Below are 14,954 nucleotides of genomic sequence, written 5' to 3' on the forward strand. Positions count from 1 at the left end.
TTCAGGCGTACAGCGCCGATCTTCCAGCTTTCAGGCACGAAGTGCCGCTCTTCCAACTTCCAGCTGTTTTTTACGCACTACTTGCGCATTTCTCGAACACTGTTCCGTTAGACTGCGAATCTGTCTAGCATGGGGCACGCGTCCGGCCGAGAGAACCTTGGCCTTGCCTGGCTCATGCCCGGGCTTCCATCGCGCCGTTGCCAACGCTTGCCGTCACAGGATTGATGCCATCCATGCCGTCTTCGTCCTCTCCTCGTTCCCGCCATACCCTGCGCTGGGTAGTGATTTTCGTCCTCGTCGTCATTGCCGCGGCCGTCGCTTATCGCTTCTTCTCGGGCGACAAGAACACGCCGGCGAATCAGAACGGCATGGGTGGCGCCCCGGCAACGGCGGTGTCGGCGATTGCCGCCAGCCAGGGCGACCTGCCGATCAGGCTGAGCGCGCTGGGTACGGTGCGACCGCTGGCGAGCATCGCGATCCGCCCGCGCGTCGAGGGCGAATTGATCGAGGTGAACTTCGAGGAAGGAGAAATGGTCCAGCAGGGCCAGGTGCTGGCGCAAATCGACCCACGCGACTATCAGGCGCAGCTCGACCAGGCCAAGGGCCAGCTGGCCCAGGACCAGGCCCAGCTGGCCTCGGCGCGGGAAGACCTGGCGCGCTACGAGAAGCTGATCCAGACCAACTACGTCTCGCGCCAGGAACTGGAGCAGCAGCGCCAGCTGGTACGCCAGTACGAAGGCACCGTGGCCAGCGACCAGGCCAGCGTGCAGAGCGCTCAGGTTCAGCTCGACTATACCCGGATCACCGCGCCGATCACCGGCGTCGTCGGCATTCGCAACATCGATCCCGGCAACATCGTGCAACTGGGTGACGACGACCCCATCGTCACCATCACCCAGCTCGACCCGATCTCGGTGATCTTCTCGCTGCCCAGTCGCTACGTGGATACCGTGCGCGCCCGTCTGGCCACCGGCGACAAACCCTCGGTGAGCGTGACCGGCACCGACGGCGAGACCTTCAGCGGCGAACTCACCAGCATCGACAGCAACATCAATAGTGCCACCGGCACCATTCGCCTGCGGGCCACGCTCGACAATCCCGAGGGCGGTCTCTATCCCAACGCCTACGTCGATGTCAGCCTGGTATCGCAGATTCTCGAGGACCGGGTCATCGTTCCCGAACCCGCGGTCCAGACGGGCCAGGACGGCAACTATGTCTACGTGGTCAACGACGACGACACCGTCAGCCGCCGCGACGTCACCCTGACCACCACCCAGGGCACCCAGAGCGCCATCGCCAGCGGCGTCGATCCCGGCGAGCGCGTGGTCGTCGACGGCGTCGACAGCCTGCGCGAAGGCGCCAAGGTTCGCGTGGTCAGCGATGCGCTGCCGGGCGAATCGAGCGACGAAGTGGATGAAACCGGAGGCGAGGACGGCAGCGCCTCATGAATCCCTCCCGCCTGTTCATCCTGCGCCCGGTCGCCACCTCGCTGGTGATGCTGGCGATCCTGATCGCCGGCGCCCTGGCCTATCGTCTGCTGACCATCTCGTCGCTGCCGGAAGTCGACTTCCCCACGATCCAGGTCACCACGCTCTATCCGGGCGCCGGGCCGGACGTGATGCTCTCCCACGTCACCTCGCCGCTGGAGGACGAACTGGGCGAGATCGCCGGGCTGGAAGACATGAGTTCGACCAGCACCGGCGGCGCATCGCTGATTACCCTGCGCTTCTCGCTGGACTCCGACCTGGGCGTCGCCGAGCAGGAGGTGCAGGCGGCGCTGAGCCAGGCCGAAACCCTGCTGCCGGACGACCTGCCGCGTCCGCCCAGCTACAGCAAGGTCAATCCGGCGGATACGCCGATCATGACCCTGGCGGTCAGTTCCAAGACCCTGCCGCTGACCGATGTCTACGATCTGGTCGATACCCGCATGGCACAGAAGATCGCCCAGATCAGTGGCGTCGGCCAGGTCAAGCTGGCCGGCGGCCATCAGCCCGCCGTGCGCGTCACCGTCGATTCGCGTCAGTTGGCCGCCTACGGGCTCGATCTCGCGGCGGTACGCAGTGCCATCGATGCCGCCAACGTCAACCGGGCCAAGGGCACGCTCTACGGCCCCTATCGCGCCTACACCATCGATGCCAACGACCAGTTGCTCTCCGCGGATGGCTATCGCGATCTGATCCTGAAGGCGGACAACGGCAGCGTACTGCGGCTCTCCGACGTCGCCACGGTCGAGGATGGCGCCGAGAACGCCTATCTTTCGGCCTGGGCCAATCGCGAGGGCGCGATTCTGATCGACGTGTTGCGCCAGCCCGGCGCCAATGTCGTCGCGGTGGCCGACGCCATCAAGCAGAGCCTGCCGGGGCTGGAGAACACCCTGCCCGGCGCCGTCGATGTCCGCGTGCTGACCGACCGCACCACCACCATCCGCGCCGCCGTCGAGGACGTGCAATTCGAATTGATGCTGGCGATCGCGCTGGTGGTGATGGTCACCTTCCTGTTCCTGCGCAACCTGCCGGCAACGCTGATCCCGAGCCTGGCGGTGCCGCTGTCGCTCATCGGTACCTTCGGTGCGATGTATGTGTTCGGCTTCAGCCTCAACAACCTGACGCTGATGGCGCTGACCATCGCCACCGGCTTCGTCATCGACGACGCCATCGTGGTGCTGGAGAACATCACCCGCTACATCGAGAAGGGCGAGAAACCGCTGGACGCGGCACTCAAGGGTTCGCGCCAGATCGGCTTCACCATCCTCTCGCTGACCGTCTCGCTGCTGGCGGTGCTGATCCCGCTGGTGTTCATGAGCGGCGTCGTCGGCGTGCTGTTCCGCGAATTCGCGCTGACGCTGGCGATCTCGATTCTGATCTCGGCCTTCGTCTCGCTGACGCTGACGCCGATGCTCTGCGCGCGCTGGCTCAAACATCACCCCGAGGCCGCCGGGGAAACCGACGACGAAGCCCTGGTACGCGGCCGCCAGGGGTTGTTCGGGCGGGTCACGCGCGGCTACGAACACGCCCTCGACTGGGTGCTCGGCCACCAGACGCTGACGCTCATGGTCGCGCTCGGCACGCTGGCGGTGACCGCGCTGCTGTTCGTGACCACGCCCAAGGGGCTGTTCCCGGTGCAGGATACCGGCGTCATCCGCGGTATCACCACGGCGACCCAGTCGACTTCCTTCGCGGCGATGTCGGCGCGCCAGCAGCAACTGGTCGACCGTCTGTTGCAGGATCCCGCCGTCGAAAGTCTCTCCTCGAGCATCGGTATCGACGGCACCAACACCACGCTCAACAGTGGCCGGCTATCGATCAACCTCAAGCCGCTGGACGAGCGCGACGATCTCGATACCGTTCTCGCCCGCCTGCGCCAGGCGGACGCCGACATTCCCGGCCTGTCGCTGGCGCTGCAGCCGGTGCAGGACCTGACCCTGGAAGACACCATCAGTCGCTACCCCTATCAGTTCGCGCTGACCCAGGGCGATCGCGACATGCTGAACGCCGATGCGGCCAAGATGCTCGAAAGGCTGCGCCAGGAGCCGGCGATCGCCAACGTCAGCAGCGACGTGCAGAACGCCGGGCGCAAGCTCGAAGTGACCATCGACCGCGCCCGCGCCGGGCAACTCGGCATCAGCGTCGCCGACATCGACGACGCGCTCTACGACGCCTTCGGCCAGCGTCTGGTCTCGACCATCTTCACCCAGGCCAGTCAGTACCGCGTGGTACTCGCCGCCAATGCCACCGACAGCGACGGCCCCGAAGCGCTGTCGCGTCTCTACGTGACCAATGACGACGACGAACTGGTGCCGCTCTCGACCCTGGTCACGCTGACCGAGCGCACCACCCCGCTGTCGCTGCAGCGTCAGAATCAGTTTCCCTCGGCGCTGATGTCGTTCGCGGTGGCCGATGGTTATTCGCTCTCGGATGCCTTCGCCGCCGTGGATGCCGCCGCGCAAGAGAGCTTGAGCGACCAGACCCAGCTCGACTATCGCGGGGCGGCGCTCGCCTACACCGATTCCACCAGCGATACGCTATGGCTGATCGCGGCGGCGCTGATCACCATGTATATCGTGCTGGGCATTCTCTACGAGAGCTACATTCATCCGCTCACCATCCTGTCGACACTGCCGTCGGCGGCGATCGGCGCGCTGCTGGCGTTACAGCTGAGCGGCAATTCGCTGGGCCTGGTGGCGATCATCGGCATCATCCTGCTGATCGGCATCGTCAAGAAGAACGCGATCATGATGATCGACTTCGCACTGGAGGCGCAGCGCGAGCGCGGCATGTCGGCGGACAAGGCGATTCATACCGCCGCGTTGCTGCGCTTCCGGCCGATCATGATGACCACCTTCGCCGCCCTGCTCGGTGCGCTGCCGCTGATGTTCGCCAGCGGCTACGGCGCCGAGCTGCGCCAGCCGCTCGGCATGACCATGGTCGGCGGCCTGCTGTTGAGCCAGTTGCTGACGCTGTTCACCACGCCGGTGGTCTATCTGTTCTTTGATCGTCTCGCGGCGCGCTGGCGCCATGAATCCGGCACCGATACCCGAGAGGTCGAGCCGTGAGCCTGTCGTCGCCCTTCGTGCGGCGGCCGGTGGCGACGATCCTGTTGGCGCTGGCGGTGGTGCTGCTCGGCTCGCTCGCCTACGAACGCCTGCCGGTGGCACCGCTGCCCAACGTCTCGTACCCGACCATCATGGTCACCGCCAGCCTGAGCGGAGCCAATCCGGAAACCATGGCCTCCACCGTGGCCACGCCGCTGGAGCGCTCGCTGGGTCGGATTCCGGGGATTACCGAGATGACCTCGTCGAGCAGCGACGGCGCCACCAGCATCGTGGTGCAGTTCGATCTGGACAAGGACATCAACGTCGCCGCGCAAGAGGTGCAGGCCGCGATCAACGCCGCCCAGCCGCTGCTGCCGAGCGCGATGACCAGCCGTCCCAGCTACCGCAAGCTGAATCCGGCGGCGGCGCCGGTGCTGATCCTCTCGGTCACCTCCGATACCTTGCCGACCAGCGAGCTCTATCGCCTGGCCGACAGTCAGATCGCCCCCCCGATCGCCCAGGTCACCGGCGTCGGCGACGTCAGCGTCGGCGGCAGTTCCTCGCCGGCGGTACGGATCTCGCTCGATCCAAGACGCCTCAATCACGCCGGGATCACCCTGGACGCCGTGGCCGGTGCCCTGCGCGCGGCGACGACGCAATCCCCCACCGGCTTCGTCCAGAGCGTCGAACACCGCTGGGAAGTCGACACCGATTCGCAGCTACTCGAAGCCAGCGACTATCGGCAGATCGTGATCGGGCGCGGCGACGATGGCTCGCAGATGCGCCTGGGCGACGTCGCCGAGATCCAGGATGGCGTCGAGGATCGCTACAACGTCGGCTTCGAGAACGATCTGCCGGCGGTGCTGCTGGTGATTCACACCACCAGTGGCGCCAATATCATCGACACCATCGCCGGCGTGCGCGAGCGCCTCGACGAGATCCGCAGCCTGCTGCCCGGCAGCGTCAATTTGCGCGTCCAGCTCGATCGTGCGCCCGGCATTCAGGCCTCGCTGCACGAAACCCAGCTGACGCTGCTGCTGGCGATCGTACTCGTCGTGCTGGTGGTGTTCCTGTTCCTGCGCAACGCCCGTGCCACCATCATCCCCAGCGTGGCCATTCCGGTATCGCTGGTCGGCACCTTCGCGATGATGTGGGTGTTCGGCTTCTCGCTGGATACGCTGTCGCTGATGGCGCTGATCGTGTCGATCGGCTTCCTGGTCGACGATGCGATCGTCGTGGTCGAGAACATCGCCCGGCATATCGAGCAGGGCCAGCGGCCATTCCAGGCGGCGCTGCTGGGCGCCAGGGAGGTCGGCTTCACGGTGACCGCAATGAGCGTGTCGCTGGTGGCGGTGTTCATCCCGCTATTGCTGCTCGGCGGCTTCATCGGGCGGCTGTTCCATGAGTTCGCCGTGACCCTGTCGCTGGCCATTCTGGTGTCGCTGATCGTCTCGCTGACCCTGACGCCGATGCTTTGCGCGCGCTGGCTCAAGCCGCACGTCCGTCGCGAGCGCCAGTCGGCCTGGGATCGCGGGCTCACAGCCATCGGCAACTGGTTCGTCGAGACCTATGCGGTAACGCTGGACGTTGCGCTCAAGCACCGCCGTCTGACGCTGCTGTCGTTGATCGCGGTCATCGGCCTCAATGGCTATCTCTATGCCACGGTCGAGAAAGGCTTCGTTCCCGATCAGGACACCGGCCGCCTGATCGGCACCATGCGGGTCGACCAGGCGCTGTCGTTCGAAGCCTCATCCGACAAGCTGCGCCAGGTGCGCGAACGCCTCACCGCCGACCCGGACGTCGCCGGCGTGCTCGGCTTCATGGGCAGCCGGGGGCCGGGGCGTGGCGGCTCGTCGGCGACGCTGTTCATCACCTTGAACGAGGACCGACAGCAGTCGACCCAGGCGATCGGCAACCGTCTTACCGCCAGTCTGCAAGGGCTAACCGGGGTCAGCACCTTCATGTTCGCGATGCAGGACATTCGCGTCGGCGGCCGCCAGAGCAGCGCTTCCCAATACGAGATCACGCTCAAGAGCGACGACCTCGAGTTGCTCGATGACTGGTCGAAGCAGGTGCAGGTGGCGATGGAAAACGTCGACGGCATCACCGGAGTCGACAGCGACAATCGTGGCGAGGGGCTGGCCGCCAAGCTGGTGGTCGACCGCGACACCGCCTCGCGCCTCGGCGTCGACATGAGCACCATCGACACCGCGCTGGGCAACGCCTTCGCCCAGAGCAAGGTGGTCAGCCTCTACGATGCCGACGAGCAGCGCTACGTGGTGATGGAAGTCACCGCGCCCTACCGCCAGGCGCCCGAGGCGATCGGCGATCTCCACGTCAGTGGAACGGATGGCGAGATGGTACCGATCTCCGCCTTCAGTCATGTCGAGCGCAGCACCACGCCGGTCAGCGTCAATCATCAGGGCCAGTTCGCCGCGTCGACGATCTCGTTCAACCTGGAGGACGGCGTCTCGCTGGGCGAGGCCACCGAGCGCATTCGCCAGGCGGTCGACGAGCTGCACCTGCCCACCGCGGTTCAGGTCGACTTCGAGGGCAGCGCCGGCACCTTCCAGAGCGGCGTCGAGGCGATGCCCTGGCTGATTCTGGCCGCGCTGGTCGCGGTCTATCTGGTCCTGGGGATCCTCTACGAGAGCTACATCCATCCGCTGACGATCCTGTCGACGCTGCCCTCGGCCGGTATCGGCGCCCTGCTCGCGCTGATGGCGCTCGACACGCCGTTCACGCTGATCGCGCTGATCGGGGTCATCCTGCTGATCGGCGTGGTCAAGAAAAACGCCATCATGCTGGTGGACTTCGCCGTGGTGTGCGAACGCGAGCAGAACATGACCCCGCTGGAAGCCATACGCCACGCCGCACTGGTGCGCTTCCGCCCGATCATGATGACCACCCTGGCGGCGCTGCTCGGCGCCGTGCCGCTGCTGCTCGGCACCGACGAGAACGCCGCCCTGCGCGAGCCGCTGGGAATCACCATCATCGGCGGGCTGGTCGTCAGCCAGATACTGACGCTCTACACCACTCCGGTGGTCTATCTCTATCTCGACCGGCTGCACCGGCGCCTGCGCCCCCGTCGCCTGCCGACGCCGGTGGAAGGCTGAGTAAGCCCGAGAAGGAAGAACTAAGAGGGAAGAGGGAAGAGGGAAGAAGTTTTCTTCCTTCTTCAGGCGCATAGCGCCGTTCTTCTCTCTTCTAGCCGCGTAGCGGCGCTTATCGCCTTAAGGAATCCGTAGCCCAAAGGATAAGATCGGCGGCTCTAGCCAGCCGTCGCCCGATCCGCTAGGCTGAAAACCAAAATTCAAACGCTCGTCTGAATTTGGTTTTCTCCCTCGGAGTCCGACATGATCACACTGCTGCTTCTCGTTGCCGCCGTCATCGGCTGTCTGGTCGTCATGCGCCGTGAAGCCGGCGCCGCGGCGACGCTCGTGGTTCTCGCCGTGCTCGGCATTCTGGGCCTGGTGCTGGATGCCGAAATCATCGGCGTGCTGCTGTTGCTCGCCGCCGTCGGCGTGGCCATCTGCGGGCTCAAGCCGCTCCGCCGGCTGTGGCTGTCGCCGCGCCTGTTCGCGCTGTTCAAGAAGATCGCACCGCGCGTTTCCGAAACCGAGCGCGTCGCCCTGGATGCCGGCAGCGTGGCCTGGGACGGCGAGCTGTTCGGCGGCCGCCCCAACTGGCAGCGCCTGCTCGCTTTCGACAATGCAGGGCTGAGCGAGGAGGAGCAGGCATTCGTCGATCATCAGTGCTCGGTCGCCGCCGGGATGTGCAACGCCTGGGAAATCGCCCGCGAACGGGCCGACATGCCCGAGGAGTTATGGGATTACCTGAAGAAGGAGCGCTTCTTCGGCATGATCATCCCGAAGGCGTACGGCGGCCTGGAATTCTCCGCCAAGGCGCAGTCGGTGGTGCTGCAGAAGCTCGCCGTCAACGAGACGCTGATGAGTACCGTCGGCGTGCCCAACTCCCTGGGTCCGGGGGAATTGCTGCTTAAGTACGGTACCGAAGCGCAGAAGAACCACTACCTGCCGCGCCTGGCCGACGGTCGCGAGATTCCCTGCTTCGCGCTCACCGGCCCGCGTGCCGGCAGCGACGCCACCTCGATTCCGGATGTCGGCATCGTCTGTCGCGGCCTGCACGACGGCAAGGAAGTGCTCGGCCTGAAACTCACCTTCGAGAAGCGCTGGATCACGCTGGCACCGGTCGCCACCGTGATCGGGCTGGCCTTCCGCATGTTCGACCCGGACAACCTGCTCGGCCGCGGCGAAAGCGACATCGGCATCAGCTGCGCGCTGATTCCCCGCGAGACCGAGGGCATGCAGATCGGCCGCCGCCACCATCCGATCGGCAGCCCGTTCATGAACGGCCCGATCCGCGGCAAGGACGTGTTCATTCCGCTCGATTACCTGATCGGCGGCCTCGACATGGCCGGCCAGGGCTGGCGCATGCTGGTCGAGTGCCTGTCGGTCGGGCGCTGCATTACCCTGCCCTCCAGCGGCGCCGGGATCGGTCGTTACGCGGTGGGCTGGACCGGCGGCTTCGCCCGCATTCGCCGTCAGTTCAATATCGCCGTGGCCGACATGGAAGGCGTGCAGGAGCCGTTGGCGCGCATCGCCGCCAAGGCCTACATCTCCCAGGCCGCGGTCATGCAGACCGCCAACACCATCGATCACGGCGTCAAGCCGGCGGTGCCGTCGGCGATTCTCAAAAGCCAGCTCACCGAATTCCAGCGCGACATGCTCGCCGACGCCATGGACGTCCACGGCGGCCGCACTGTGACCCTCGGCCCGCGCAACTATCTCGGCATCGGCTACAGCGCCAATCCGGTCTCGATCACCGTCGAGGGCGCCAACATCATGACTCGCAATCTGATGGTCTTCGGCCAGGGCGCGATCCGCTGTCACCCCTATGTACTCGAGGAACTGGCCGCCAAGGATGCCGATGATTTCGATGCCTTCGAGCGTCTGTTCTTCCGCCATGTCGGTCTGATTTTCGGCAATGCCGCGCGCGCCTTCACCCAGGCGCTGGGCATCGGCAGGCCGGCGGTACCGTTCGACGCCATCGCCCGCCCCTATGCCCAGGACGCGGCGCGTCTCTCTGCGGCGTTCAGCCTGTGCGCCGATGCCGCCATGGCGAGCCTGGGCTCCAGGCTCAAGCAGCGCGAGATGCTCTCGGCGCGCCTCGGCGACGTGCTGTCGAATCTCTACCTGCTGTCGATGGTGCTCAAGCAGTGGCACGAGACCGACCGCGTCGACAACGAGGCCGCCGTGTTCCACTACAGCTGCCGCCTGTTGCTGCATCGCGCCGAGCAGGCGCTGATCGACCTGTTCGACAACCTGCCCAGCCGCGCGCTGGCCAACACGCTCTCCTGCGTGACCATGCCGCTGGGCCGCCGCTGGCGCAAGCCGCAGGACAGCCTGACCCGCAAAATCGCCAGGGCGATCTCCACCGACAGTGCGCTGCGCCACAAGCTGACGCGCAATACCTGGGATACGTGGGAGGAAGGCCAGAAAGATAACGCCCTGGCGCGCTACAACGCGCTGCTGGCCAATGCCGAGCGCGCCGAGACGATCTATCGCACGCTCAACAAGGCCCGGGCCCGGAAAGCCCTCCCCGAAACCGCGTTGCATCCCGAACAGTGGATCGACGCCGGCCTGGAGATCGGGCTCTTGAGTGCAGAAGACGCCGCGTTCATGCGTTCCTACGAAGCGGAAGTGCTGGAGATGCTGACCGTCGACGACTTCGCCTTCGACGCCTTCGCGATGCGGCAGGCGAGCGAAAACGTCAGCCGCCAGGCTGACGAAACCGCAGCCTGAATCCGCCAGACGACAGAGGCCCCGCTCATCGAGCGGGGCCTGAGAATGCGGACAAAGCCTCCGAGCGCTGCCAGAGCCACCCCAAGCGTCTTCCAAGACCGTGCTGGACGACAATCGCTAAGCAGGGTCTTGCGACAAGGATGTCGCAAGAGGCATGCCGGGACAGGGATGTCGCAAGAGGCATGCCGGGACAGGGATGTCCTTGCATGCCGACCCAAGGCGCAAGCGATTGATCGGCCAGGGTTTCACGGTCTTGTGACGCTATAAAGAGGGGGAGCGACGAGGGGGCGAGCGTTAAGCCCCCTCGTCATCACGAGCGATAGAGAGGTAAGGTTTCGACAGTTGTAAGCTTACCTTGCCAAAATATGTTGCCTTGGCAAAAAGGTTTTTCATCAAGCAGGAGCCTCTGCTTTTACGATCCGATACGGTCCCGATGACGGGTAGAGAGCTAGGGTCCGAGCACCTGCAACTGGACCTCGGCCGCACCGTCGTGCAGCAGCCCCAACTGTTCGGCGGCCTTCTCCGAGACATCGATGATCCGGCCGTCGACGAACGGGCCGCGATCGTTGATCCGTACCACCGCCGTCTCGCCGGTATCCAGGTGCGTGACCTTGACCTTGGTGCCGAACGGCAAGGTTCTGTGGGCAGCGGTCATCGCCTGGCTGTCGTAGGGCTCGCCGCTGGCGGTTAAACGACCTTCGAAATACGGAGCGTAGTAGGTTGCCTCCCCTATCCGCTGCCGCGGCGCTTCGGCGGCCTGCGCGGACGGTTCGCGCGCGGCGGATTCGTCCTGACCGGTGACCGGCCCGGGAGCCTTGCGCCTGGTACTCGACTTCACGCCGGGTTTGGCCGGTGCCGTGGCGGTGGGCTGTGCCGGCGCCGTTCGATCCCGACCCGGGGAGTTGTCCGTCGAGGCGCAACCCACCAGCAGGACGGCAGCGGCGACGCCGGCCAACAGTGCTCGCAAGCCCAGACCGCAGCGCCCGGGCGAAGGACCCGTATCGTCGGAAACGTTGGAATTCATCTCGCTAACCCAGCATGCACAACGCCATGACCAAAGATGACGACATGATAAGCGATAGTCGGCTCGCCATGGCGGCCAAATGAGAAAAATCAGAGGAATCGCCACCACCATGCGGGGAAACGATTCCCGCGGCAATCCGCAATATCGGCTCGTCGCTTCGTTGCCGTGCAGGCATCGGAAAAGCCGGCCCCGTGCTCCGCGCCGCCGGTTTCTTCATTCCAAGCTCTGACTGAAATCCGGGCTCTGTCTGAATCGTCCGCCGACTTTCAGACAGAGCGTAGGCGATGTGCGTACCGAGCCGCTCAGGGAATCAGAATCGTCGATCCCGTGGTCTGGCGCGAGGCGAGCGATTCCTGGGCCTTGGCGGCTTCTTCCAGCTTGAAGCGTTGGGCGATGTCGATCTTGACCTTGCCGCTCTCGAGCATGTCGAACAGATCGAGACACATCTCCTCGAAGCGCTCGCGGGTATCCGCATAGCCGTTGAGACTGGGCCGGGTCAGGAACAGCGAGCCTTTCTGGTTGAGAATACCGACATTGACGCCCTCGACCGCGCCGGAGGAGTTGCCGAAGCTGACCATCAGGCCACGCGGTGCGAGGCAGTCGAGCGAGGTGAGCCAGGTATCCTTGCCCACGGAGTCGTAAACCACGGGCACCATGGCGCCGTCGGTCAATTCCCTGACCCGCTCGACGACGTCTTCCTCGCGATAATTGATCGTCGCCCAGGCACCGTTTTTCTTCGCCAGTTCGGCTTTCTCGGCAGACCCCACCGTGCCGATGACCTTGACTCCGAGTGCCTTGGCCCACTGGCAGGCGATCGAACCGACGCCGCCGGCCGCGGCATGGAACAGGATGGTTTCACCGCCTTTGAGCGGGAAAGTCTGGCGCAGCAGGTACTGGACGGTAAGCCCCTTGAGCATGCCGGCCGCCGCCGTCTCGAAAGCGATGTCTTCCGGCAGCTTGATCACCTTGGCCGCCGGCAGCACGTGGAGTTCCGAATAGGAACCCAGCGGCCCCTGGGCATAGGCAACGCGATCGCCTTCCTTGACGTGGGTGACGCCCTCTCCCACCGCTTCGATCACGCCGGCGCCCTCCGTGCCGAGGCCCGAGGGCATCGACGGCACGGGATAGAGCCCGGTGCGGAAATAGATATCGATGAAGTTCAACCCGACAGCGTGATTCTTGACCCGAACTTCACCCGCCTTGGGCGCGGCGGGTTCGAAATCGACGTACTCGAGCACTTCCGGCCCGCCGGGGCGGGCGATCTGAATGCGCTTGGCCATGACGTTTCCTTTATTGGCTGATGACTCTCGGCCTGACATCCAAGCGCCAATCCGTAGGCGGGTCAAGTCGGAAGAATGCCGTCGTCAACGGTGCCGAGTTCACAATATGACGTTCGGATAACGCTCGAGGGCTTTGACGAACCGGGTCTTGTAAGATTCGAAGGTCTCGGGCTCCTGCTTGAACGTGCGTACGATTCCCTCGCCATCGAAGCGCACCATGCTGGGTAGCCTTCCATCGCTGGGTGCCGGATGCAGCGGCCCCAGGCCGACACGCAGGCCGTTTTCGGCATCGATCCAGCGCTCGATGCCGCAACTGCGGAAAAAGGTCTCGCCCGCTTCGTCGTTGGCGGTCACCCGTAGCGGCGCTTTCCCCGCCAGTGTCTTGACCAGCTCCCGGCTGTGCCGGGTCTCGCCCGTGGCCTCCGGCGTCGACAGCATCGCCACTTCCATGGTCCTGCCGTCCACGTCGGTGGACACCAGCGCCAGACTGAGCACGTTGCGTTCATCGTCGGTCAACGCGAAAAGCCGCGCCGCCTCCTGCTCGAACAGCACGCCCAACGTACCGGCAAAGGTAATCAACGGCGTCAGACCGGCCTGCTGGCCGTAGACATTGGCGCACAACTGCGCCAGGCAGGCTTCGCGGCTCTCGGGGTTCTTGACGTGTACGACCTTCATCGGGCTCTCCAGGGTGACTTTCTAGAGTGACTTTCCACGCTAATAATGACTGCCGCGACGACGATCGACGCCGCCCGGTCAAAAGCGCGCAGCCTAGCATATTCCACCACCGGCGTACCTCGCCGGTGTCATCAATTTGCCATCATTCATCCCTAGCCTGTGGCTCGCTTCGATGCCCTGTGATTGCTCGCCAAACACACATGTCATTGTCCGTAAAAACAATCCGGAGAGCCGCAATGCCCCGCCTGTCCACCACCGTCCTGACCCTGGCCCTGTCCGGCGCGGTCCTGCCCGTCCAGGCCGCCACCGAAATCACCTGGTGGCACGCAATGAACCAGGATCTCGGACGCAAGGTCGACGAGATCGCCGCGGACTTCAACGCCTCTCAAGACGAGTACGTGATCAAGCCGGAGTACCGCGGTAACTACAGCGACACCATGACCGCCGCCATCGCCGCCTACCGTGCCGGCAAGGCGCCGGACATCGTGCAGATCTTCGAGGTCGGCACGGCGACGATGATGAGCGCCAAGGGCGCGATCGTGCCGGTCTACCAGTTGATGCAAGAGCACGGCACCGACTTCGATCCCAGCGTCTACCTGCCCGCCGTGACCGGTTATTACACCGATACCGAAGGCAACATGCTGTCGCTGCCGTTCAACTCGTCCACGCCGGTTCTCTACGTCAATCGCGACGAACTCGATGCCGCCGGCGTGGACGAGATTCCGCGTACCTGGCAGGAGATGGACACGGCCCTGACCAAGCTCGTCGACTCCGGCGCCACCCAGTGCGGCATGACCGCCACCTGGCTCTCCTGGACGCAGATGGAGAACTTCTCGGCGCTGCACGACATTCCCTTCGCCAGCGAGGAGAACGGCTTTGCCGGGCTCGATACGCGCCTGCAGTTCAACCACACCGCCGTCGTCGATCACCTGAAGCGTCTGGCAGAGTGGCAAAAGGATGGACGCTTCCGCTACGGCGGCCGCTTCTCCGACGCCCTGCCGCTGTTCTACAGCGGCGAGTGCGCCATGGTCTTCGCCTCCTCGGCATCGCTTGCCGGTATCCGCAGCAACGCCAAGGATTTCGACTTCGCGGTCGCGCCGATGCCCTACGACGCCGAGCTGGTCGACAAGCCCCACAACAGCATCATCGGTGGTGCCTCGCTGTGGGTGATGAACGGCAAGAGCGACGAGGTCTACGACGGCATCGCCAAGTTCTTCCAGTATCTCTCCTCGCCGGAAGTCCAGGCCGACTGGCACCAATTCAGCGGCTATCTGCCGATCACCGAAGCGGCTCATGAGCTGACCAAGCAACAGGGTTACTACGACGAGCATCCCGAAAGCGAGGTCGCGATCAAGCAGTTGACCGCCAGCCAGCCGACGTCCAATTCGAAAGGGCTGCGACTCGGCAACATGTCGCAGATCCGCAATATCATTTACGAAGAGATGGAAAACGTCTTCAACGGCCAACAGAGCGTGCAGCAGGCGCTCGATCGTGCCGTCGAGCGCGGCAACGAACTGCTGGCGCGTTTCCAGCAGGCCAACCAGCGCTGACACGACAATAGGCCAGGGCGAACGCCGTGCCTTCGTACGGAAGGCGCGGCGACGGCATGCTCCTCCATG

8 protein-coding genes are annotated in these 14,954 nt (G+C 64.7%); 5 read left to right on the forward strand and 3 right to left on the reverse strand.

The window, feature by feature from the left end:
* The first annotated feature begins 233 nt into the window (after positions 1 to 233).
* From DOM57_RS00475 to DOM57_RS00490, 4 genes are all read left to right on the forward strand, one after another.
* On the forward strand, positions 234 to 1,448 hold the full coding sequence (locus DOM57_RS00475; protein WP_162619399.1) for an efflux RND transporter periplasmic adaptor subunit: 1,215 nt from the start codon (positions 234 to 236) through the stop codon (positions 1,446 to 1,448).
* Positions 1,445 to 4,552: a multidrug efflux RND transporter permease subunit gene (locus DOM57_RS00480; protein WP_110647277.1), complete on the forward strand. Its 3,108-nt coding sequence runs from the start codon at positions 1,445 to 1,447 to the stop codon at positions 4,550 to 4,552. The genes DOM57_RS00475 and DOM57_RS00480 overlap by 4 nt, the downstream gene beginning before the upstream one ends.
* The gene (locus DOM57_RS00485; protein WP_110647278.1) at positions 4,549 to 7,647 is read left to right on the forward strand and encodes an efflux RND transporter permease subunit; all 3,099 of its coding nucleotides are present in this window, start codon (positions 4,549 to 4,551) and stop codon (positions 7,645 to 7,647) included. Before DOM57_RS00480 ends, DOM57_RS00485 begins: the two co-directional genes overlap by 4 nt.
* A gap of 240 nt (positions 7,648 to 7,887) precedes the next feature.
* Entirely contained in the window at positions 7,888 to 10,356 is a 2,469-nt protein-coding gene (locus DOM57_RS00490) for an acyl-CoA dehydrogenase (protein WP_110647279.1), read from the forward strand.
* Positions 10,357 to 10,804: 448 nt separating this feature from the next.
* Here DOM57_RS00490 and DOM57_RS00495 read toward each other — a convergent pair whose 3' ends face one another.
* The 3 genes from DOM57_RS00495 to DOM57_RS00505 all read right to left on the reverse strand — a co-directional run bounded on the left by DOM57_RS00495 (position 10,805) and on the right by DOM57_RS00505 (position 13,335).
* Entirely contained in the window at positions 10,805 to 11,380 is a 576-nt protein-coding gene (locus DOM57_RS00495) for a septal ring lytic transglycosylase RlpA family protein (RefSeq protein WP_110647280.1), read from the reverse strand.
* Positions 11,381 to 11,682: 302 nt separating this feature from the next.
* Positions 11,683 to 12,660 (reverse strand): NADPH:quinone reductase, encoded by a 978-nt coding sequence (locus DOM57_RS00500; RefSeq protein WP_110647281.1) that lies wholly within the window; start codon positions 12,658 to 12,660, stop codon positions 11,683 to 11,685.
* Between the two features lie 99 nt (positions 12,661 to 12,759).
* Positions 12,760 to 13,335, reverse strand: coding sequence for a hypothetical protein (locus DOM57_RS00505; RefSeq protein WP_110647282.1), 576 nt, complete (start codon positions 13,333 to 13,335; stop codon positions 12,760 to 12,762).
* Between the two features lie 236 nt (positions 13,336 to 13,571).
* On the opposite strand from DOM57_RS00505, the gene ugpB reads away from it, so the two are divergent.
* Positions 13,572 to 14,885, forward strand: a complete 1,314-nt coding sequence (gene ugpB, locus DOM57_RS00510; protein ID WP_110647283.1) for a sn-glycerol-3-phosphate ABC transporter substrate-binding protein UgpB — start codon at positions 13,572 to 13,574, stop codon at positions 14,883 to 14,885.
* Positions 14,886 to 14,954: the final 69 nt, after the last annotated feature.

Origin of the sequence: Salinicola peritrichatus (genome assembly GCF_003206715.1) — a bacterium.
Taxonomy (GTDB): Bacteria; Pseudomonadota; Gammaproteobacteria; order Pseudomonadales; family Halomonadaceae; genus Salinicola; species Salinicola peritrichatus.

What these genes read in the sequence shown, in the direction of transcription:
- DOM57_RS00475 (WP_162619399.1), top strand. Translation starts at nt 234, where the DNA reads ATGCCGTCTTCGTCCTCTCCTCGTTCCCGCCATACCCTGCGCTGGGTA.
- DOM57_RS00480 (WP_110647277.1), top strand. Translation starts at nt 1,445, where the DNA reads ATGAATCCCTCCCGCCTGTTCATCCTGCGCCCGGTCGCCACCTCGCTG.
- DOM57_RS00490 (WP_110647279.1), top strand. Translation starts at nt 7,888, where the DNA reads ATGATCACACTGCTGCTTCTCGTTGCCGCCGTCATCGGCTGTCTGGTC.
- DOM57_RS00495 (WP_110647280.1), bottom strand. Translation starts at nt 11,380, where the DNA reads ATGAATTCCAACGTTTCCGACGATACGGGTCCTTCGCCCGGGCGCTGC.
- DOM57_RS00500 (WP_110647281.1), bottom strand. Translation starts at nt 12,660, where the DNA reads ATGGCCAAGCGCATTCAGATCGCCCGCCCCGGCGGGCCGGAAGTGCTC.
- DOM57_RS00505 (WP_110647282.1), bottom strand. Translation starts at nt 13,335, where the DNA reads ATGAAGGTCGTACACGTCAAGAACCCCGAGAGCCGCGAAGCCTGCCTG.
- ugpB (WP_110647283.1), top strand. Translation starts at nt 13,572, where the DNA reads ATGCCCCGCCTGTCCACCACCGTCCTGACCCTGGCCCTGTCCGGCGCG.